The following is a 21,382-nucleotide window of genomic DNA, read 5'->3' on the forward strand; positions in this document are numbered from 1 at the left end:
TCACATCCTTCCATCAAACAATGGCCCAAGAGTCTGCGCTTCGAGTGGCACTTGCCGCATCGACAGCAGCCGTGCCCTAACTGCCGTATGGCAATAGGCGCCCGACACCTCGCACACGATGACCTTGCATCCAATGGCGAGCGCAGGCCTGATTTCTGGCATCGACCCGCCATGCGTCACGAGAATGATCTGGCCTCGACGAAGCTTTCGGCGCTCCATTGCGAGGGCGAAATCGAACGCGCACAGGGCTTCGGGTTTCTGTGTTGGGTGAAGATGCAGCGTCGAGCATTCCGAGGCGCGCAGCGTGCCCTTCCATAGATGCCGAAAGATTCGGAGCGGGCCGCCGAGGTTGCTCCACGCGAGCTCGCCATCGGCGCCCTTGTCGGGCGTGCTCCCGTCGCGCTTGTCCCATAGGATCCACGAATCGACGTCGGGCAATCGCGATGCGTAGTAATTCGCTCCCCACGTGATGAGCGGCCGATCGAGCGCCAAGAGGGGCGCCGGATCGAACGGCCCGTCATCTCCCTCGACAGGGTCCCATTTGCGTTCCTTCAATGGCGGCGCGCCATTTACTCGACGTCCGCCCCCGCGACCATTGAAACGCAGCTTCTTGCCATACGGCGGGTTGGAGTGAACGAGCCCAACGTCGCGCAGCTTGACTTCGCCGGCCTCGACGACGTCTTCCCAGCGTGCGCAATAGACGCGGACGGCCTTGTCGTGACTGACGTAATAGGGCTTCACGATTCAATCTCTCCGCAATCAATCGCGCCCAATGTGGGCCGTGCGCTCGCGCAAATATGCCGATGACAATGCTCGGGATATGGCTCGTAACAACAGAGCACGGCACGCGGCCGCGCAAGAAAAGCATCCCATTCTCGACGCCGGTACCGATACGACGCACGCATCTCGGCCATGAAGTGCATGTCGTATTCGTCCGCCGTCACGAGCCCCGCCTGCGCAGCGCGAAGCAGGTCCCATGACGGCGCGAATATCTCCCCAGGTGCTTCTTTGCGCGCCTTCTCGAGCAGCCAATTGCCCACCCGCGACACATCCACCGCGTCGGGCTTATTCGCCTTCACGTAGCGGATCTGTGCGGTGTGGACTTGGCAGCGCATTGGTCAGTTTGCTTGAAGCATCCGAGCGAGCTCGTGACACCGAGCCGTTTGCTCCGCGGTGGCGCCCTTGAGCGTGAAGCACGGCGGCAACCGGAGCTGTCCCGCCGCAATGAGCGCGACTTGCTTCTTGCTCCGTTCGCGATCGCCATTCGCAGACGTGAAGAGGTCCTCGAGCTCTTGCGCGTACGTCATTGCGAGCATTCCTCCCCGCCGTATTGCGTGTGAATGCACTGCCCGAACTTCGAACAGCGATCCGCGGTGCACACATCGCCGTCATCGCAATCGACTGCGTCGATACACTCAGGCATCTCCACGGTCGCCACACACCCCGGGAGCGCCATTGCAATCACAATCGCAAGCAACTTCATTCGTCCTCGCTTTCAGTTCAAGCGACACGGTTCGACCGTGCCAACCTCGTTCCCGCGGCTGTCCACGGGAATCCATTCGGCCGCACGCAACCACGGCGATTCGTCCACCGTGGCCACGAAATCCCCTTGCTCGTACGTCACGAGCTTCCCGTGCACGCACAAGAGCACGAAGAATGGGCGCGGCTGCTTCTTGCCCGCGAGCGCTGGCACGACCTTCCACAGACCGCCATGCACCGCTTGGTGCGCTTCGATGTGCGCCGTCGAAGGCAGCGTCACTTCGCCTTCCCCTTGCGGCTCTTGGCCTTTTTGCGTGCGAGCAATTCGCTCGAGCTGAGCTTCCACGTGTTATCGCCAAGGTCCTCGATTCGGCCTTCGCTCTCGAGCTGCTTCAGACACCGTTCGAGAATGGTCTCTTCTGCGAGCTCTTCGTCGCGCAACTCGTCGCGAGGATTGCCGTGTATCGGTGCGACTCGATGAAGACGAGGACGTCATCCATCGTTTTCGAGCAGCTCACGCAAAGCGTCCGATCATCGGTGGCCCACGCGAGCGTGCCCGGCCCGTCATCTTCGACGGATTCGCACACGATGCACTTCGCCAGATCGTCGCTGTCTTCCGCATCCGTTTCGGCGACTTCGCCAGCATCGTCCTCGGTTTCGTCCTGCGTTTCGTCCGGTGATGGCGTCGACTCGGGGGTGGTTTCCTCGACTCTCAAGCCCGCGTACCTCGCACCCATTTCGAGGAACGTGTCATTTTCGTCGATGATCACTTCGACGACGAGCCTCGCGAGCTCGCCGGGTGTACGCGATTCGTCGAGGACCCACGCTAAATCGTATCGAGATCGGTCGCGTCTGTGGTGCCGTCGCTTTTCGCGAGGCCGCGCCGCTCGAGCACATCTTCAAGCGACGCCACATAATCGTCCTGCATGCGAACCGTGAGGCTCGCGAGGAACCGCCAGAACGGCATCGATGGCGCGCCATTCTCATCCACGGGATTGACCCGCTCGAGCATGCGCACAAGCAGCTCCCCACGCTTGCGCCGTTCTTCCTCACGAGCTCGCGCCCATGCGGAGTTGTCCGGGCGTGTCGGCAATTTGGAGCGCGACCCTTTCGAAGCATCATCGTCCGACGCATCATCCGAATCCGAATCCGCAATCCATTCCTCTTCACCCTTCGCAGCGTCTTCGTGCCCGGCCTTCCGCAGCGCCGCCGCGATTTCCTTACGCGTCATGCATTCGTGCACTTTGCCGTGCGCGTATGCAATCAGCGAAGGTTTCGCCGCGTCACCGAGCAGCTTGCGGTACGTCGTGTGCTCGTCTTTGAAGAAAATCGGTTCGTCGATGTTGGCGAGCGTCGGCGGTTTCGGGACGATAGAATACGAGGTCGGAAACAACTTCAGTGCCTCATCCCCTTCGACGACCTTGATGCCGGCACGCAATGCGGCCTGCTTGCGCCGCTCCCACGATGCGGCGCGCTTGCCCTCGAAACACGTCTTGTCCGTACAGCGCGCCTCGGTGCTGGTATCCTCGATGATGCCGAGGCTTCGCTGCGCAGCCGTTGATTTCGGGCACTTCGAGCACGGGCCGCCTGGAAGCGTCTTGTCGCTCGGATCGAATCCGCATTGCGCTGGAACGAGTTGCAAGTGGTATCTCGACGTAATGTGCGCCTTCGCAAAGCGAAGATCATGTCCAGATTCCGATTCCAGGATCTCTTTGCAGCATTTAGCTTGTGCTTTCGCATCGCTCAGACTCGCAATGGCGATTCCTACGGTATGCAGGATGGTGCCTGCTTCGAGCTCCGCACGCACCTCCGGGCAAAGCCGCGAAAGGGCGATTGCACGATATACGGCGCGTGTCGAGCCAATGCCCGTGCGCGTGGCGATTTCTTCGGCGGACAACTTATGTTTGGTAGATAGTTCCGCCATCGTATCGGCTTGCTCGAGCGGTCGCAGCGGAGTGTTTGTCGACGACGACAAGAGCTGCTCGCAGCGGATGGTCACCTCATCGAGGTTCTCTGGAGGAAGGCACGGGATGGTGGGCATGCCTTCGAGCTTCGCCGCACGCCATCGGGTTTCGCCGTTGATGATGGTCCACGGCTCCGTCGCAATGGAGCCATCCTTGTTTTTTTCATCCGCCCTCGTTGGCCGGATGCGAATAGGTTCGCGAATACGCTTGTCATCCTTGAGCGTTGCGCGAATGCCTTCGACGTCGAAGTGCTGGCGGGGCTGGAATGGGTCCGCGCGAATGCTTTCGAGCGGGCGCTCATTCACTTGTCGCTCTCCAGATTCAGGCGGGGAGGCATCATTTGCCACCTCGATGTTGGGCTTTTGAGCCTTTGCTGCCTCTTTCTTCCTTCCCATTCAAAACCTTCCTTTCACGTTGCGCAAAGCACTGTTTGCAATTGCATTGAAAGTGATTTATCTGCATCGAATCACGAGTATCAGGCGGCTCATTGCTCTTGCACACCTCACAAGAGCAAGCGCAAGGCGCTCGCGTGGGTGGTCCAGTGTTCAGACACGTACGGCAATGGCGGTGCCGTGGAAGCCGCATATCTCCAGGCGCATCGGCAGCGTTCCAGCGTCGGTCCCCAGTGTTGCCGGCTTCCGCACGAACCGCACAGCAAAAATGGCATTGCATCGCGCTTTGCGCATTGTTGCGGACAGTGTGCCGATTTTGCGCGTGGATAGGCTCGCGTTAGCTGTCTGAGACAATCTGCGTAGTGCACACAGTCGTCGTACACGTCCGCCGGCAGGCCGCCCGGGAGCATCTCGCCATCGTGCAGACAGCCATTATCGCACGATGCAGGCCGCTCATTCAGTGCGGCAAGTCTTTCCAGTTCATCTTCGTCAATATCGAGGACATCCGCCAGTTTTTTGCGCATTGCTGGCGGCGGTGGCAATCGTCCCGTCTCGTAATCGAGCAGCGTTGCCGAGCTGCATTTGAGCATTGCCGCGGTTTCGGGCACGGAAAAGCCACTGCATTCGCGCAATTCTTGCAGCTTGCGCGCGAGCGGTGTTTTCCGTGCCTCGTTTTTCACGGTACGGCCTCTTTCGTGCGTTCCAAGCAGCAACCACATGCGGCGAGCTGCCAGCCGGCTGGCATGACATCGTCCTTGTTTCGTCGGGCCCCATCGAGGTTGGCCCGAACGAGGTTGGCCCGAACGAGGTTGGCCCCATAGAGGTTGGCCCCATAGAGGTTGGCCCCATAGAGGTTGGCCCCATAGAGGTTGGCCCGAACGAGGTTGGCCCCATAGAGGTTGGCCCCATAGAGGTTGGCCCCATAGAGGTTGGCCCCATAGAGGTTGGCCCCATAGAGGTTGGCCCCTCGGCCATTCACGCAAGGCATCAAGCCGACCTCGATCAACCACGCCATGAATTGCGGATATGCAGTGGCCATCCACAACTGGTGCACCAATTCCAGCCGCATCTGGAACGCATGTCTCGGTTGGCGACCCCTGGCCGCTCGAACGTCGTCCTGCATAGCTTTCATGCTATCGAAGAGCTTGATCCCGCTTTCGCACGCGCCTTTTGCGTCGGAGCGTGTTTCGGTCCAATCGGAAAATCAACATCGTCAAAGACTCCTATGCCGCACGTCTTTGGCGGCATTGCACACCATCCGTTGATTTCTTAGCTGCTCGCCACTTCCCCGCTGCACACGATATGCATGCTGTGGCAGAGCCCCGCATGAACTGTGATTCGTAGACGTGTGAGACGAATTCGCAATCACAGCGGACCGCAATCATCGATTTCCGCGCTTGTCCGCATACCCAAGGCCAACCACCACACGGCTCCCGATTCGGAGATTGGGCCATGCCGAGATCTTGGGCTTCGTGCCAGCTCGATTCACTTCTCCGCGCAGACAACCGCACGAACGTGTGTTTCCGCGCCTTACGTCGTTCGCGACAACACGAACACGATTGCCGCACTGGCAACGAGCAAACCACTTGCCGCCGCCAGATGGAGCCAGGAGGGTGAGGCGTTGCTCGTGTCTCACGATGCGCCTCTTTTCTCGATTGTCTTCAGCAATCGGTGCATGATCCCTTTGGTCGCCGTGCTTTTCATGTGGTTCGCCAAGCGCTTGACTTCTTCGAGCAAATCGCTTGTGAAAACCACATGTCCAGCATGTGCACGCACAAGAGCGTCAATGGCTACATCGCATTCCACCGAGACTTCAAGGCGAGTCCGTGAAGGGCTGTTCGCTTCCTCGTAATACGCCAGATACTCGCTGATACGCAGATCAAGCAGTTTCCGCAGCGTCTCGCGCACGGCTTTCGCTTGCGGACCGTTATGGCGCAATTGACGCTCGTAATTCTTGTTGCGTGTCACGACGCCTCCAATCCGGCGAGCATCGCCTCAGCGCCCTCCCACGGGAGCAGCAACCATCGAAGGCCATCCGCCGACTCGCGCACAGCATTCGGCACAGCTGGCTCGAATTCCGAACCGCTGTTCGGCGCTACACCGCTGTTCGTGAGTCCATATGCGCGGGTATCAGCCGCGCCAAACGAATATCCAGACACACCACGGCACAGCGGTAATGCATTCCTAAACCGTTGGTCGCAAGTTCGATTCTTGCCTGGGGCGCCTATCATTTCAAGCACTTAGCGTGCCGGTGGTTCGGTTAGGAAAAACCGTCCGGAACCCTGTTGCCCAACTGTTGCCCAAGCCTTCACGAGCGACCATGCTCGTCAGGACACTGCTGAGCCTGTAAGAAAGTGCCTGAAACGTAGGGTTTTGGTGATGTTGCGGGGTGTCCAGCGGGGGCGGATCCGTTGCCCAACTGTTGCCCACGCCGTGAAAAATCGCCTATGGATCAAGGCGAAATTGATCCAATGCGCGATGAGCGCTCGCCCGTCCGCTACGCGGGCGCGTTCGCGGGCGGGCTGGACGGCGAGCGTCCGCGAGCAGCGATCTTCCGTGCGGCATCCTCGAGATCGGCCTTGAGGAAGTGCACGTAGCGCTGCGTGGTGGACAGGTGCACGTGCCCCGCCATGCGCTGCACGACGTGCACGGGGATGCCGGCGCGCAGCCATGACGTGATGGCATAGTGCCGCAGGCTGTAGATCGACCAACCTTCGAGGCCCGCGCGGTGGATGACGCGTTCGAAGGCTTGATCGAGCCCGAACTGGCCCCACGGGAGGCCAAGGTAGTTGGTCGCGATGTGGCCTTCGCGGTCGCCGTGCATCTCGGGCGCGAGCACGCGAGCGAGCTCGGGCGAGATGGGCACCTCGCGCTGTCCGGTCTTGGGCGTGTGGATTTCGCCGTGGGACCAGCCGCGGCGGATGGTGATGAACCCGCCGACGGGTTCGCCGTTTTCGTACCGGAGCTGCACGTCTCGACGGCGGAGCGCGCGGACTTCGTTGGGGCGAAGGCCGGCGTCCGACATGAGCGTGAAGCTCAAGCGGTGCGACTTGCGCGCGTGGTCGAGCAAGAGCGCGACTTGCTCGTCGGTCGGAATTTCGAGCACGCTTTGCCCAATTTTCTTGAGCGTCGGCATATTCGCCGGTATGGCCGGGATGTATTGCCGTGACGCTGCGAAACGCAGCAATGAGCGGAGCACAATTTGGATATTGTTGCGCGTGCTCAATGCGAGCGTTCGCTTGGTCAGCTCGAGGTCCAGCTCTTCGGCAGCTCGACCATCGACTTGCGTGATGGGCAATGCGCCGAATTTGGGGAGCAGCTCGCTTGCGAATACCGCGTCGTATCCCTTCCTGGTCGTGATTTTGAGGTCGGTGACCATGAAGGTTTGGCGGAACTCGTCGACGACTTCGGCGAACGTCTTCACCGATTCAGGCGGAATTGATTGGGGCGTTTCGCTTTCGGCGCCTGGTTCATACGGCGAGCCGTACCGCGCGATATTGAGCATGTAGCGTTTTTCTTCCGCTTTGGCTGCCGTCATGCTTTGCGTTTGGGCATCTTTGCGGAAGCGTTCTTGGCGACCGTTTTTCGTGGTGTATCGGATGTCAATGACCAGGCACGGTTTCCCGCGCCGCTGAGACTTGCGAACGGCCATGATGGTCCTTTCGGCTCGGCTCAGCCACGGCTGCGATGGGGCAGGGTGTAGCATGGGGAGGTGCGTCGGGTCAATCCCACGTGTGGACAAACGCAGATGCGGCCGCGCGTGGTCGGCGGTCGAGGCACTCATGCGTTTGGGTCACGAGTTCCCCAAAACCCACTGGGGCTCACAGCAAAGCCCCTGGCTTTGCCGGCGTTGTTCACTCACGATTTACAGCAAAACGTCTTCTCTCCCGTCGGGATGACTTTACCGATTGGCTCGCCCCCCTTTAATGTGCACGTTCCAGCTGGAGCTTTTCCCATGATCGAAAAGTCCACGGTTGGATTGATTGCAGCACATGCACCCCCTGCACCGACGATCACTCCCTCGCCGGAACAACCAGACTGCTCGAACACTTCGTACTCGCCTCCCGAACAACCTGCGATACAACCGCAAGGCGTGCATCCCTGGCGCTCGTCAACGTACCCGGTAAATGCGTTGGTCGAAATGGCGCTCCAACCGGCAGGACAAACCGGTAGGTGGCTATTGGCATACATACATAAATGCTCATCATTGCCGACGACTACCTTGCTCGGATGCTTCACCGCACAGGCGGAAACTTTCGTCTTCATTGCGGGGCTTGCAATCGGCGCTCCGCCCGCTGCCGTACAATTACCCGCCGCCACCTGCCCATCTCCAATGGTCGCCACCGATTGGAGCACTTCAAATATCCCGAGATTGAACAAGTCAATCGAGACGCATTCGTCGACACCCGGATTGAAAACGAAGTCCGGGGACGTACACATTGCGGTCTGGAAGTCCAAAGCAACATCGGGCCCAGAGCACGATACGCTCGACGCATCGCACGTGCAGGCGTCGCATATTTGCTCATTCGGATTCTGGTACAAAGTCACCGCTGCCGAACCGTCTGCACAGGTTGGGGAGGGCGCGTCGATGGATGAAATCGAAATGACCGCAAACCCATCGAAGTCGAGCGGAAGTTGATCCACGCAAATGGAATTCGCTTTGCAGTCGGAATCGGCACAATCCGTTTTCCCATCGCCGTCGTCGTCTTCGTCGTTCATGCAATCCTCCGCAGCCATTCCCGCGCCACCGTCTGATTCACTGCTTTCACCATCATCGGTAGGCTGCGAAAATGATGCCTCCAGAGGACACGTCGCCAAGTCTTCACACGTTGGATCGCCAATACACCCCGTGAGCACCAGTGCGATCGTCAACGCAGGCCATTTCAGCATCGATTTCATGACATCCCTCCTCATTCGATCAAAACGTTCCACCCATCCAAACCGTCGCGCCACCAGGAACAGGAACGACCACGGCTGCCACGTTCGGGGCACGTTTCGTGGATGAGTCCCGATGTTTGGGCAGTACGATTGCCGTGACCAAGACAGCAAGCCCTACGCCACTCGCGACGAACCCACCCCATGCAGTCCGATATGCACCGTCGCGCTTTTCAACCAGCTCGGCAACGCGTGAGCAATCATCACTGCCCGCGTCATGCGCACATTGCGACGTGCGCAGAGGAAATGCCGCCACCGTTGCCGAACGCTGCTGCTCGGCGTTTTGCCCAGATACAGCGTATGCCACGCCAATTCCTGTGCCTGTTACACCAACGAGCCCTCCAGCCACCGTCGTCGCAATTCGCCATGCAGGCCAAGGCGACTTCTTCGGTTGGCGTTGAACGACGCGTGCCGATTCCGGTTTGTCCTTTCGGCCAACGGCTTTTCTCGGCCCGAAGATCAGCTCGATGTTGCCCACATGGCCCGCCACGACCTCGATACGTTTTTGTATTTGCTGATCATCGATTTGCGCTTCGATTAAATGCTCACCGGCTTCGAGAAAAATCGGATTGATGGCGGGAAAGGATCCCACGAACGCTCCATCGATGCGCAGCCGCGCTCCTTTTTCTGTCTTCACGTCAATGACTGCCACACGGCTCAATGCCGTTTGCAACAACCCCTCGATGACCGCTCGGCCTCCCTGCGCACCTTGTTCGTCCATCTCGTCGACATGTTTCGTCAGCACTTGGGCAGCTCGAGTGTAGATGCCCAGATCCATGAAACAGCGAGCGACACGCACGACGACCAATGCTTTGGGGCCGTCACCGGATTGTAGCGGTCCTTCGCATTCATCCCAGTTGTGTTTTTTCGCGGTAGGTTCTTGGGCCTCGGTCATGCCGGACAAACAAAGCATAGCCATTCCCACAAGGAGTCCCAGTCTCACTCGAAACATACGTGCCTTTCCGCGCCCGGTCATGTGCCGTCACGCATGAAGCACGATGCGACAAACCTCGATGACGGGCAAGAAGGTGTCAGGTCGAAGGCGACACCCTCATTCAGCTCGGATTGATTTCCCCATTCGAAACGAATGAGGCCGGTTTTTCCCTCTCGTCGTCAACGCAAGGAAAATACCGAACGTGTCAGGTCGGGGGCGACAGTGGCGATGGTTGGTGCTGCGAATGGGTCAACGTTCAATGATTCGACGTCGACAACGACGAACGCACCGAGCGGTCGATGCGCGGTCAAAGGTCGTCGGCATCCAAGCCATGTTCGGCGATGAGCTCGTGCAAGTATTGCCGGGTAATACCAACCTCGCGCGCCGATTTGGACACGTTGCCTCCACATTGTTCAAGCTTGGCCTTCAAGAATGCGCGGTCGAAGTGATCGAGCACGGCTTGGCGTGCGTCGGCCAAGGGAAGCGTCAAGAGGTTATCGATATTGGGTCGCTTCGCATTGTTTCCATCGTAGTTGGCCAAATAATGCTTGACATTTTCGACGGCGAGGAAAAGCTCGACGAACTTCTTCAATTCGGCAACGTTGTGCGGCCACATGTGTGCACGAAAAAAAGTCATCGCCACCTGCGGCAAATCGACGAGCCGTCGCGGAGGATCCTTGTGGGCCAGAAATGTCTCGACCAGCAATCGAATGTCGTCCTTGCGATGACGTAACGGTGGCACGGCAATGATCGCCGCCCCGTGCGCGCGTGCATAGTCACCGAGCCCATGGGCCTCGAGGTACCCCGGCTGCACCGAGATGACGACTCGCGCGGCGAACACTCGCGGTTCCGTGGCTCCAACCGGCACGAAGCGTTGCGTTCGCAATGCGCTGACGAGCGTCTTTACCACGTCTTCCGGCAATGCATCGACATTGCCCAGAAAAATTAAGCCCCCTCGCGCCTTGTCGAGAATGCCGCGCGGCCCCACGGTTGCCTTGCCTCCCGAAACGCTGGCGCTTCCGAAGAGGGTCCGTGCCTGCTGATCTCGTCGCAGCTTGCGGCAATCCACCATGAGTGTCGGAGGTTTGGCGGCACGGTCAGCGATTGCTTGGGCTAGAAGTGACCGCCCACTGCCCGCCTCACCCACCAAAAGGATCGGCAATTCTGCGTTCGATGCGGTGGCGAGTTGCGCGAACATCGCGCGCATCATGAGGCTCTGCCCCACCGCATTTCCGAAGCTCGCCGTCGGTGAAAGTGGGAGTTCTCGAGGTCCGAGGTGCTGAATCTTCAATGTGGTCGTTCCAATACGCACCACCGCGTGTTCGGTAAGTACGCATTCGATGACGCGTGTGGTTCCAATCCACGAACCGTTCTTGCTACCTAAATCGCGGAGCAAGACGCCTTGCTCGGTCACGCGAATTTCGCAATGCTCGCTCGATACGTGGGGATCGTTCAAGACGATATCGCAACTCGGGCGCGTGCCAATGACGACTGGGGCGAGGTCGACATGGTAGGAAGCCGTGGTTCGACCGTGATTCAATGCGACATCGAGCCGAATGAGCGGGACGACCATGGTTCCGCGAATGGTCTGCGTAACCGTGAGCTGAGTTGCGCTCGCATCGAACGGCTCTCCCTGGGCTGTGCACGGTGCATGCATCGTTTTGGGGTTCCTTGTTGGTCAGAACAGCCGAGTTCTGGATTGGAAGTTACCGTTTGTCGCTGGGCATCGAACGAACATGATGGTCGATGAAGCGAGCTTTATGGAGAATATCGCGCTACCATTCGATGTGATGGGCCTGCCGCAAGTTGTCTTTGAAGGTGGAATCGATTGCCATGCTTCATTTTTGGTGGAAACGGTAGGGGCAAACCTTATTCGGAGGCACGAGGTCGGTCGCGGTGTGGCCAACGTGCGCTTCAATCGAGTCAGTCGCTTGTGGGCGAGAACCATGGCAAGTAAGCGACATTTCTGGCACCATGCAAGTCAGCGACGAATACCTAGCCTACCGCGCGCATCGAAATCCAATGTACGTGCTGCGCGTGTCGGGACTTGCGGAGCTACGCAATGACGAGGGCAACCCACTACGAACGACCCGGGTGGTTGCGCCTGTCATGGCGGCGCAATCATTGCACGGGGTCGTATAGGGGTCTTGGTATCCATCGAGATTCCATTCGTCCATACTTCCCCCCAGGTCCGCATGCGACCATTTGCCATCGCTCTTGGGCGATCTCGACCCTACGGACACCGCTGCGTTGTTGCAGGATTTCTGGAATAAGCTACTACATGGTGGCATGTCCGTTAAGGTTTTGTCGGGTAACGACGTTCCCCACGGATATTCGCGCTGCTCGCTTCCTGCCGCTACGGCATAATTCCATTCTGCTTCGGTGACCAATCGTCCACCGTCCCAAGCGCAGAAGGCAAACGCCTCGAACCAGGTGACGCAGTTGACTGGCAGATTTTCTCCTTCTGATTCCGAGTCCACTCCAGGCTGAAAAGGCCATGTAGGAAAGCGATCGAGCGGGTGCATAATGGGCCAGTTCCCGTCAGGCCATGGTGAATTTGGTGGCAAGGGGGCATGAGGCCCAGAAGGGCCTCCATCTGGCAGGATGAGGGGCACGCCAGAAGATGAAGATGAAGATGAAGACGAAATGGTTGGACGTATGGGCGGATGAGGACCCGGCAATAGAATGACTGGATCTGATAACCAGGGTGGCTCTGGGGAGGACTCACTACATATGCGCAAGTGCGACATCAATGAGTCTTTTGTCGCAGGCAATCGCGAGTCCCATTCGGGATCCCAACCACTGCCCGGAATCTCCGGATGCGCCCCCGCTCCTGCTTCGGGTTTGCTGCCGGGATATGTCGCAACGAACGCTCGAAATCGTCCGACGGTAACCTCGAACCGATCCAATCGGTAATCTTCGATTTTGGCTGGATATTTCGAGTCGTTGCTCCGATTGTAAGTGCCACCGGTGACGATTGGCGCATCGCAGCAATTTTCATGTGAATCAGGGCCACATGTCTGCGCCAAACCTATGCAACTCCTGCTGGAGCAATGCGTGCCTGCACAAACCCCCGACACACAATCATCGTCATTGGTGCAGATCTGCGCATCCGCTTTTTTGCATAGGCCGTTTCCATCACACGCAAAGGCTACTGTACATGATGAGGAATCTGGGTGTCCCGGCGGTACATAGGTGCACGTTCCCGTCGCGCAAGTCCGGCACTCGTAATCGCATGATTGGTTACAACAAACGTTATCGACGCAGAAGCCCGACGGGCACTCGGTATCGACCATGCAAGGCTGAACTGGAACCTCATTGAGGATACACTCTCCGGCTTCATTACAGGTTCCGCCGGAACAGTTACTGCCGCAAGCGCTTTCGGCGCAAACGCTGCTCACGCAATGGCCGCTAAGACAATCCGACGGCAAGGTGCAGGATTCGCCGTTTCGCAATCGATTTCCCCCCGTTGTGATACCGAGGACGGTATTGCATCCCACGACCATTAATATGAGTGTGACGAAGAACCATCGCTTGTGCATGTTTAAGTCTCCTTGTCGAAGTTCTACTGCGCTTAATGACACCATACGCAATTCCCTCTGGCAGCACATGTCAGCATCGGGGCATTGCCTCACTGTTCCAACGCTAGGTCGCGAAAAGCATCGATCGTTAATCGTGCAGGAGTCTCCGTGGTTGCAATTTGTCCCGTCCCTCTTCGACGGATTAGAATTACTCTGTCGGCGGAGCACATGTCGCTCATGGCGAGATTAATCCAGATAACAAACCCCTTCACGCAATAACCCGTCAAACAGTCACTTCCATCTCCGTAAGGTTGTCCAATTTCTTTTCTACATTGGTCCTTGCCATTGCACGCTTGACAGGGGCCCATGCAGGCAGGTACGCTGCTTGCGCCTCGTCCACTTTCACCCAAGGTGATTCAAACCCCGAACTGGCCTGCACATTGCAAGCCATGCGCGGCAATTGGCACGCGTTGTCGCAATAGTATTCATTGATGTGTTTGTTATTCATATATTATGCCGATTTCTTGCGTAAATGCCTGCCCGACCAGCTCTGGAATCCATTGCGTTCTCATGTCGTTCGCTCCTCAAAAATTACCACTGACAGAGACCCCCATTGGTGTAACGTTCACTGCGAGCTGCCGAGCTGACGGTTTCCGCGGTAAAGATTGTTCGACACTTCTCGGTAGCAGAAAGAAAGTAATGCCTGCGGCAGTCAGCACTCCTCCAACGATTGCCGTGGCGGTCGCAGCATTGCCCAAATTCAATGCTTCATTTCGCAACGATAGCCCAACGTCGTCGCATATGCCGTTTTGATTGCATCCGTTGGTGCCGCTTAAGTCCTTCTTATTGAGCGCAACCCATGACAAAATGCCGCATGTTGCGAATGATGCCGTACCAATGCTCAATGATGCCCATCCCAGAGGCCGCTGCCACCATCGTGTTGGGGTTACTTGTGGCCCGAAGCTTACCGGATATGGCGGGACGATTTCGAGTGAAGGAGCGCCCATGCGATGTTCTTGCACCATGAGCAGTACCGGTATCTCCAAATGCATTCCATCGGCCGCAAACTCCACCTCTTTCGTCCATGTTTCTCGATTTGGAGCTCGAGCCTCCAATACGTGTTTGCCTCTATCAATTGGTACGTCGGTGTTCAAGTCCGATTTCTCTAGTGATTGGCCATCGACGAAAATGTTCAACGCATCCAAGGCGAGCAGCTCGTTTGACACGACAAGCTTCAATGTCGCGACGCGTGGGAGCTCTTGCAGCCTCGTCGTAATCCTCGCAGCACGCTGAGAGTTACCTGCTGCATGGGCCAATGCTTCGGCACGTGCATACTCCTTGGACGCACTACCCAACCGACCAAGCTGCTCATAACAATGCCCGAGCGTTTCATGCGCACCAATGCCGTTTGGCATGAGCTGTGTCACCTGCTCCAATTTGGAGGCAGCATCAGCGAATTTTTTAGCTGCCAACAAATCGAGAGCTTCCTTGTAGAGTTGCTGTGGCGTTACCTGATTCATCGACGTGTCTTGTGCAAATGCTGTCTCGGAGCTCGTCGAGGCCGGTGCGAGCAAGAGCGCAATAGCAATCCAGCGTTGTTTGAACATTTTGCAATCTCCCTAATGGGATGTTATGAATCAATTGGGATCGGGCGAAGGCACGAATGTGGTTTCCTTTGGTGGGGGGGGCTGTTCTTGCGATGGCGATTGCGCATCGTTCAAACCTCCGGTTGGTTTTTCTTCTGCAACCGCCGTCGCCGTCGTTGTCGCCTTCCGCGGTATTGCTTTGGGTGTTGGGTTGTGTGTCGTCGGTGTTTCAGGGATCGTAGTCGTCATCGGTTCATGTTCCGGGGGCGCCGTGATCAACTTCGCGATGGGTGCCCTGTGGGTCGCAATCGACGGCGCCGTTACCGCGGTTGCCGTACCAATAGACTGAGGTTCCTCCTGCCCAGCATTAACAACCTCCTTCGTTGCAGGTTCGCTTGCGCGATCCGCCCGTGCGGACGGCTCGGGCACGATCCGTGGCATTGCATTGCCCGACGTCGATGTCGCTAGCGACGCACCTTCACTCATCGGCGCGGATTCCGCGACTGAGCCTCGCAATGCCACGACCAACCCAACGACGGTGGCGGATGTCGCCAATACACCTCCACCGGCGAGCGCCATCTTCACACGCGTGGACCTACCCGATGGGATTGGGTTCGTTACCGTCAATCCCTCCTGTGTCTTACCGTGCGTCCTCTCGTGCGTTTTTCCCTCGTCGAGTTGTGCCGCAGCGATGAACATATCGGTTGTCGACGCCATTCTTGGCCGCGTCGGCGGCATCAACGGAATCCCCGCGGCCTCTCGCAACGCCGTCTCCAGTTGTTGCACCGTCTGGTAGCGCGCCTCGCGATTCTTCGCCAAACATCGCCCAATCACCCGCTCAATTGCCAATGGCAATTCCGGACGATACAGCGTCGGCCGTTCCGGTTGCACGTCCTTGTCGAGGATGTTCGACACGAGGTCCAACTTCGTCAAACCATGAAACGGCCTCTTGCAGGTCAAGAGCTCATATGCGATTACCCCCATCGCCCAAATGTCCGTGCGCCCGTCAACCCCTTTCGCGCCCTTCAAATGCTCCGGCGACATGTACGGAATCGTCCCCAAAAAACCACCTTTGCCGTCTTCGACTGTGATGTCCGAGATTTCTTCCCCACCCAACACCTTTGCAATGCCGAAGTCGAGCACCTTCACGAGCGGCGGCGTATTCTTCGGAACCGTCAAAAACAGATTCGCCGGCTTCAAGTCCCGATGCACGATCCCATTCTCGTGCGCGTCCATTAATGCATGGCAAACTTGCCGCAAATAGTCGATTGCATCCTCGATCGTCAGCGGTCCACCCCGCAGAGCCGATTTCAAATCCCGCCCCTCGAGATATTCCATCACGATGTATGGTTCGCCGGCGTCGGTCCAGCCAAAGTCGGTCACGCGCGCCACATGCGGACTCGTCAGCTTCGCTGCCGCTTGTGCCTCCCGCTCAAAACGCGCCAAGACTTCAGGATTGGTGGCTACTTGCGGCAAAAGAAACTTTATCGCATGAAGATTCCCCAGCACCTTGTGCCGAGCAGCAACAACATATCCCATGCCACCGTTGCCGAGAGTCCGCACAACAACGTATCTGCCAAGAATCTCTATACCTGGGACCAGCGCTTCGCCCTTGTTGGCAGGCACGTCATGACACGGTACCTGCGGACCATTGAATCGTTGAGTTTTCATCGTTTGTCCCATTCATCGTGCAATCTAAGCTCAATGCTTCGCGCGTAGTCCACCTGCGCCCTTTCGCGATCGCGGGATTGGGTACTTGTCCATTAAATTATGGAACGTGCGTCTGCAGACGCCGTAAAGCTCTGCCGCACGCGTGACGTTGCCCCCGCATTGATGGAGCGCCCACCTGATCCGTTCCTCTTCCGACGCATTCTCCGGCACCTGATCGGGCATCACAACCGTCATCTCCGCCATCTGTTCGGGTACCTCGAACGGCAGCACCTCCATCCTGTCCGTCTTGTCGTATTCCCGCATCTCTTTCGGCAAATGCTCCGGCAAAATCACGCCGCCCGAGCAGCAATACGCGACGGCTCTCATCATTGCATGGCGCAATTGCCGCACGTTTCCTGGGAAATCATACCCCTCCAGCAGCGAAATCACTTCTGTAGACAGACGCGGCACGTGCGGCTGAGCAGTCACGCGACATTCGTGCTCGATGAACGCTTCGGCAAGCGGTATGATATCCGTGGGGCGAGAGCGCAACGGCGGGATTTCCAATTCGAATCCCTGCAAACGATACAACAAGTCCCGTCGAAATGTCCCTGCCATCACGCAATCGTGCAAATTCTTATTCGTCGCCGCAATGACCCGCACGTTCACTTGATGCGACTCCGTCGTCCCCATCGGCGTAATCCGCTGATTGTCGAGTACCTTCAAGAGCTTGACTTGCATATCGAGCGGCAATTCGCCAACCTCGTCCATAAACAACGTTCCCCCATGCGCGGCATCGAAATACCCTTTGGCGTCGCTGGTAGCTCCCGTGAATGTACCCTTTTTGTGCCCAAAGAGCGCGCTCTCGAACACCGGTGCCGCAATCGCTCCACAATTCATCTCCTTGAACGGACCTTTGGCGCGCGACGATGCTGCATGAATCGTTTTCGCAAGCATGTCTTTGCCTACGCCCGTTTCCCCAAGCACGAGCACACACGCCCGCGAAGCCGACGCACCCACCTTCCGCGCCTCGGCATAAAGCGATTGCATCACCGGATGCTGCACGACCGGCGGATACGGCCAATCCGCATCACCGGCATTCGAATTCGATGGCAAACATATCGTGCGCAACATGGCCATGACCGAACCAATCATGCAACGATCCCCGGGTTCCACGACAAACATCTCCCCCGTCAAACGCTGCGCCTGTTCCGTATGCGTGATATCCATGTCCTTGTCCCCTTTGCGTAGGATCGTCCCGTTCAAACTACCGAGGTCCTGGATGTAAATGCGCGAATCGACCGTCAACACGGCGTGGTTGGCGGATACCGAGGCATCGGAAATGACGATGTCGTTCGTTGCGCGACTGCGGCCGATTCGAACCTGACCCACCACGGGCAAACGATGTCGCTGCGGCTCGCCACCGCATGAAAAAATGACCAGTTCGAGTCGCCCTGATGGTGCAAAGGGAGTTGCCATGTTCACCTGTCCAAGTGTGTGCCTCCGTAGAGCACAGGCCGTGCCATGACCAACTCTCGTCCTTTCCAGCGTTTTTCCCGGCATGTTCGCAAGTTTGGCAGGTGCACTCGAAGTGCACCCTTGCACGCATAGTGCAACACCCTTGCACCACGAGTGCAAGCGCCAAGTCGACCACTTCGACAAACCGCATCATGTGCGACCAGCGTACCCTGGGACAAACTACGGTAAAAATAAGCACAATTGCGTACCCGATCGTGTACGATTTATAACTAAGTTTGCGTTCCCGGACGCACCATCAAAGCTCTACATGGTTCGTCTGCGTCGCTCGCGACCTGGTTGCACGCAAAGTGCAAAGGCGCCGCACCACGGGTGCGTGCATACACTCGACGTGCAGCGCGAAGGTCGAGGGTATCGAGAAAAATCAAGGTTTTCCACGCAAGCCGCGTGGCACGGTGCGTGCTCATGGGGACGAGTAGGTCGTCGGTTCAAGTGGCCACGACTGCCTTCACGCGCAGAACGCACCTTACCCAGCCCTGGTGATTTTCATGCGACGCACGAATCGAGCTCTTCATGCTTTCATCGGGACCGTCTTTTTCCTCTCCACGGCAAGCATTGGCGCGTGCCATTTGGTGCTCGGCATCGAAGAGGGCACGTCATGTAGCGGCACGCGTGCGTGCGGTGAGGGTGGTCAAGGCGGCGAAACGAGCAACGGCGGATCGGCTGGGTTTGGCAAAGACGCGTCGGATGAGCGCGATCTCGAGCTGTACCTGGACGCTACCATGGGCCCTCGGAAGGATTTTCCCGACACGCCGATTGTTGCCCCATCGTTGCCGCCTGATGTGCCGAGTCTGTTTGGGCCCGACATTTCGGGAGGCGCTGGACCTTGCCTGGTGGAACCCCCAATCGACGCCATGTTTCCAAGCAATTGGACGCCACCGTTATTCGAATGGAAGGCGAGCCCAGGGCACAATGTCTTCGAATTGAGGCTTCGTGTCGATAACCAAGTCAATGATTTGGTCGTGTATACGGATCAATCGAGCTATATGATGCCGCCCGAGATGTGGACGGCGCTCGCATTGAGCAGCGCAGGTCACGACATTGAAGTTACGGTTCGGAGCGCAGAATTCTCAGGAGCCACCCTCGTGAATGGTCCTTTCGTGGGGACGATCGGCACCTTGCATATTGCGCTCGTGCCTGCGCCGGGGAGCGTCGTGTATTGGACGACGTCAGGAGGCAGCGCACTCAAGGGGTTTACCATTGGAGCGAGCGACGTAACCACCGTCATTACGCCCGGCGCAATGAACGATGGAACGACGTGCGTCGGTTGTCACACGTCGTCGCCGGATGGCCAGCTCGCGTTTTTCTCCCTGCGCGCGTCGGAACTGCCATTCTGGGTTGGCGGTCGGCGCGTGGATGGGACGAGCGGTGTACCGTCATCTATGGTCGTTTCGGCGCATGCGGCAGCGCTCTTGGCGAGGACCAACCAAACGCTTCCAACATTCTCGAAGGCACACTACTCGGCCAACGACGCCATTGTGCTCACTTCGTTGGCCGATGCTTCGACGGGCGACCGATTCGAAATTGCGTGGACCGATCTGCATTCGCAATCGGGTGGAACAGGTTTTCTTGCGCGCGTAGGCGATTCGCGGCAGGCGGGAACTCCTGCGTTTTCGCATGACGGAACGATAGTGGCGTACACGTCGTCGGATGACCTCAAGGATGGGCGACCAAAGAGCGCTCCGACGGACGTTTATATCGTTCCGTACAACAACAAGCAGGGAGGTCAAGCGAAGCCGCTCGCTGGAGCGAGCGATCCGTCAATGCATGAATACTACCCGGTGTTCTCGCCAAACGATACTTTCGTCGCGTTCAATCGAGCGCCTGATGGACTGAATGCGTATAATCAGCCGCTCGCGGAGATTTACGTGGTTCCCTCGAACGGTGGTGAACCCACGCGACTCGCTGGGAACGATCCATCGTCTTGCAGCGGCGTGACGAGTCCCGGCATTACGAACTCGTGGGCGCGCTGGGCGCCGGAATCGATCGACGTGGGCGATCGCCGTTACTATTGGCTGGTGTTTTCGTCGACGCGCCGCGGTCCCTTGCCGCAGCTTTTCATTTCTGCGGTGGTCACTTCGATTGCAAGTGGCGTGGAGTCGATCGTGAAAACGTATCCGGCTGTTTATGTGACGTCACAACCGGCAGGCGAAGCCAATCACACGCCCGCGTGGGATGTTTTTCAGATTCAACCACCGAAGTAGCGTTGGCTCGCAGTGCCTTGCAAGCTGCTCGGTGGCCCAGCCACCTGTCCCCGCCCCCTCGCCGCGATCTTCCGCGCCGCATCCTCGAGGTCGGCCTTGAGGGAATGCACATACCGCTGCGTCGTCGACAGGTGCACATGCCCCGCCATGCGCTGCACGACGTGCACGGGGATGCCCGCACGGAGCCACGACGTAATCGCGTAATGGCGCAGGCAGTACACGGACCACCCTCCCAGGCCCGCCTGCTTCATGACACGCTCGAACGCTTGTGCCAAACCATGTTGTCCCCACGGCGTGCCGCGATGAGTGACCGCGACGTGGCCATCGCGATCGCCGTGCATCTCGCGCGCGAGCACCCGTGCAAGTTCCGGCGAAATCGGTACTTCGCGCTGGCCCGTCTTCGGTGTGTGCGTTTCGCCATGAGACCAGCCTTGGCGAATGGTGACGAACCCGCCGACGGGCTCGCCATTTTCGTATCGGAGCTGCACGTCTCGACGACGGAGCGCTCGGACCTCGTTCGGGCGAAGGCCGGCGTCCGATATCAGCGTGAATGCGCACCGATGCGATTCGCGCGCATGCGCGAGTAACACAGCCACTTGCTCGTCGGACGGTATCTCGAGCACGCATTGTCCTGTTTGCTTGAGCGATGGCATATTCACGGGCACCGTCGGAATGTAACCCCTTTTCGCGGCAAACCGCAGTACGGACCGTAAAACGATTTGCACATTGTTTCGCGTGCTCAATTTGAGCTTTCGTTTGACCAATTCGAGGTCCAATTCTTCGGCAGCTCGAGCTTCGACACGCGTGATGGGCAATGCGCCAAACCTTGGAACGAGCCTGCCCGTGAGAACCGCATCGTATCCCTTTCGGCTCGAAATCTTCAATCTCGCGACCATGAACGTTTGTCGGAATTCGTCGACGACATCCGCAAAGGATTTGGCATCATCGGCCTCAATCGAATTCGACGATGCGCTCGCTGCAATGGGCTCGTACGGCGAACCATATTGCGCAATATTGCTCAGGTAGCGCTTTTCTTCCGCTTTGGCTGCCGCCATGGTTTGGACTTGTGCATCCTTGCGAAAGCGAATTGAGCGCCCGTCTTTGGCCGTATACCGAATATCAATGAACAAACACGGTTCTCCGCGCCGGCGCGATCGACGAATGGCCATGACAAAGTCTCC

General features: G+C 58.0%; 21 protein-coding genes and 1 tRNA gene. 2 read left to right on the plus strand and 20 right to left on the minus strand.

Annotated elements, in window-relative coordinates:
• The 10 genes from IPM54_25155 to IPM54_25200 all read right to left on the minus strand — a co-directional run bounded on the left by IPM54_25155 (position 1) and on the right by IPM54_25200 (position 5,803).
• Entirely contained in the window at positions 1-741 is a 741-nt protein-coding gene (locus IPM54_25155; GenBank protein MBK9263079.1) for a hypothetical protein, read from the minus strand.
• Positions 738-1,115 (minus strand): hypothetical protein, encoded by a 378-nt coding sequence (locus IPM54_25160; protein MBK9263080.1) that lies wholly within the window; start codon positions 1,113-1,115, stop codon positions 738-740. Before IPM54_25160 ends, IPM54_25155 begins: the two co-directional genes overlap by 4 nt.
• 3 nt (positions 1,116-1,118) lie before the next feature.
• The gene (locus IPM54_25165; GenBank protein ID MBK9263081.1) at positions 1,119-1,307 is read right to left on the minus strand and encodes a hypothetical protein; all 189 of its coding nucleotides are present in this window, start codon (positions 1,305-1,307) and stop codon (positions 1,119-1,121) included.
• The gene (locus IPM54_25170) at positions 1,304-1,483 is read right to left on the minus strand and encodes a hypothetical protein (protein ID MBK9263082.1); all 180 of its coding nucleotides are present in this window, start codon (positions 1,481-1,483) and stop codon (positions 1,304-1,306) included. The genes IPM54_25165 and IPM54_25170 overlap by 4 nt, the downstream gene beginning before the upstream one ends.
• Before the next feature lie 12 nt (positions 1,484-1,495).
• The gene (locus IPM54_25175; protein MBK9263083.1) at positions 1,496-1,825 is read right to left on the minus strand and encodes a hypothetical protein; all 330 of its coding nucleotides are present in this window, start codon (positions 1,823-1,825) and stop codon (positions 1,496-1,498) included.
• A gap of 46 nt (positions 1,826-1,871) precedes the next feature.
• The gene (locus tag IPM54_25180; GenBank protein MBK9263084.1) at positions 1,872-2,249 is read right to left on the minus strand and encodes a hypothetical protein; all 378 of its coding nucleotides are present in this window, start codon (positions 2,247-2,249) and stop codon (positions 1,872-1,874) included.
• A gap of 56 nt (positions 2,250-2,305) precedes the next feature.
• On the minus strand, positions 2,306-3,838 hold the full coding sequence (locus tag IPM54_25185; GenBank protein ID MBK9263085.1) for a ParB N-terminal domain-containing protein: 1,533 nt from the start codon (positions 3,836-3,838) through the stop codon (positions 2,306-2,308).
• Positions 3,839-3,945: 107 nt separating this feature from the next.
• A complete protein-coding gene (locus tag IPM54_25190; GenBank protein MBK9263086.1) occupies positions 3,946-4,515 on the minus strand; it encodes a helix-turn-helix domain-containing protein in 570 nt (189 codons plus the stop codon).
• Positions 4,512-4,967, minus strand: a complete 456-nt coding sequence (locus IPM54_25195) for a pentapeptide repeat-containing protein (GenBank protein ID MBK9263087.1) — start codon at positions 4,965-4,967, stop codon at positions 4,512-4,514. The genes IPM54_25190 and IPM54_25195 overlap by 4 nt, the downstream gene beginning before the upstream one ends.
• A 500-nt stretch (positions 4,968-5,467) precedes the next feature.
• Positions 5,468-5,803 carry a hypothetical protein gene (locus IPM54_25200; GenBank protein ID MBK9263088.1) on the minus strand — a complete coding sequence of 112 codons (336 nt, stop codon included), beginning with the start codon at positions 5,801-5,803 and terminating at the stop codon, positions 5,468-5,470.
• 196 nt (positions 5,804-5,999) lie between these two features.
• Between IPM54_25200 and IPM54_25205 the strand changes: the two genes are divergently transcribed.
• Positions 6,000-6,055: transfer RNA gene (locus IPM54_25205), tRNA-OTHER, on the plus strand.
• 277 nt (positions 6,056-6,332) lie between these two features.
• Here IPM54_25205 and IPM54_25210 read toward each other — a convergent pair.
• The 9 genes from IPM54_25210 to IPM54_25250 all read right to left on the minus strand — a co-directional run bounded on the left by IPM54_25210 (position 6,333) and on the right by IPM54_25250 (position 17,940).
• The gene (locus IPM54_25210) at positions 6,333-7,487 is read right to left on the minus strand and encodes a site-specific integrase (protein MBK9263089.1); all 1,155 of its coding nucleotides are present in this window, start codon (positions 7,485-7,487) and stop codon (positions 6,333-6,335) included.
• Positions 7,488-7,693: 206 nt separating this feature from the next.
• Complete coding sequence (locus tag IPM54_25215) at positions 7,694-8,734, minus strand: hypothetical protein (protein ID MBK9263090.1); 1,041 nt, start codon at positions 8,732-8,734, stop codon at positions 7,694-7,696.
• A gap of 19 nt (positions 8,735-8,753) precedes the next feature.
• Complete coding sequence (locus IPM54_25220; GenBank protein MBK9263091.1) at positions 8,754-9,689, minus strand: hypothetical protein; 936 nt, start codon at positions 9,687-9,689, stop codon at positions 8,754-8,756.
• A 322-nt stretch (positions 9,690-10,011) separates the two neighbouring features.
• Positions 10,012-11,361, minus strand: coding sequence for a sigma 54-interacting transcriptional regulator (locus IPM54_25225; GenBank protein ID MBK9263092.1), 1,350 nt, complete (start codon positions 11,359-11,361; stop codon positions 10,012-10,014).
• Positions 11,362-11,704: 343 nt separating this feature from the next.
• Positions 11,705-12,613, minus strand: a complete 909-nt coding sequence (locus IPM54_25230) for an SUMF1/EgtB/PvdO family nonheme iron enzyme (protein MBK9263093.1) — start codon at positions 12,611-12,613, stop codon at positions 11,705-11,707.
• Positions 12,614-13,508: 895 nt separating this feature from the next.
• Positions 13,509-13,733 carry a hypothetical protein gene (locus IPM54_25235; protein ID MBK9263094.1) on the minus strand — a complete coding sequence of 75 codons (225 nt, stop codon included), beginning with the start codon at positions 13,731-13,733 and terminating at the stop codon, positions 13,509-13,511.
• Between the two features lie 76 nt (positions 13,734-13,809).
• Positions 13,810-14,745 (minus strand): tetratricopeptide repeat protein, encoded by a 936-nt coding sequence (locus tag IPM54_25240; GenBank protein ID MBK9263095.1) that lies wholly within the window; start codon positions 14,743-14,745, stop codon positions 13,810-13,812.
• 117 nt (positions 14,746-14,862) lie between these two features.
• Positions 14,863-16,482 (minus strand): serine/threonine protein kinase, encoded by a 1,620-nt coding sequence (locus IPM54_25245; protein ID MBK9263096.1) that lies wholly within the window; start codon positions 16,480-16,482, stop codon positions 14,863-14,865.
• A 30-nt stretch (positions 16,483-16,512) separates the two neighbouring features.
• Positions 16,513-17,940 carry a sigma 54-interacting transcriptional regulator gene (locus IPM54_25250; GenBank protein MBK9263097.1) on the minus strand — a complete coding sequence of 476 codons (1,428 nt, stop codon included), beginning with the start codon at positions 17,938-17,940 and terminating at the stop codon, positions 16,513-16,515.
• 545 nt (positions 17,941-18,485) lie between these two features.
• Here IPM54_25250 and IPM54_25255 point away from each other — a divergent pair.
• The gene (locus tag IPM54_25255) at positions 18,486-20,201 is read left to right on the plus strand and encodes a PD40 domain-containing protein (GenBank protein ID MBK9263098.1); all 1,716 of its coding nucleotides are present in this window, start codon (positions 18,486-18,488) and stop codon (positions 20,199-20,201) included.
• Here the strand turns inward: IPM54_25255 and IPM54_25260 are convergent.
• A complete protein-coding gene (locus tag IPM54_25260; GenBank protein MBK9263099.1) occupies positions 20,186-21,370 on the minus strand; it encodes a site-specific integrase in 1,185 nt (394 codons plus the stop codon). The genes IPM54_25255 and IPM54_25260 overlap by 16 nt on opposite strands.
• Positions 21,371-21,382: the final 12 nt, after the last annotated feature.

This window comes from Polyangiaceae bacterium (genome assembly GCA_016715885.1).
Lineage (GTDB): Bacteria > Myxococcota_A > Polyangia > Polyangiales > Polyangiaceae > Polyangium.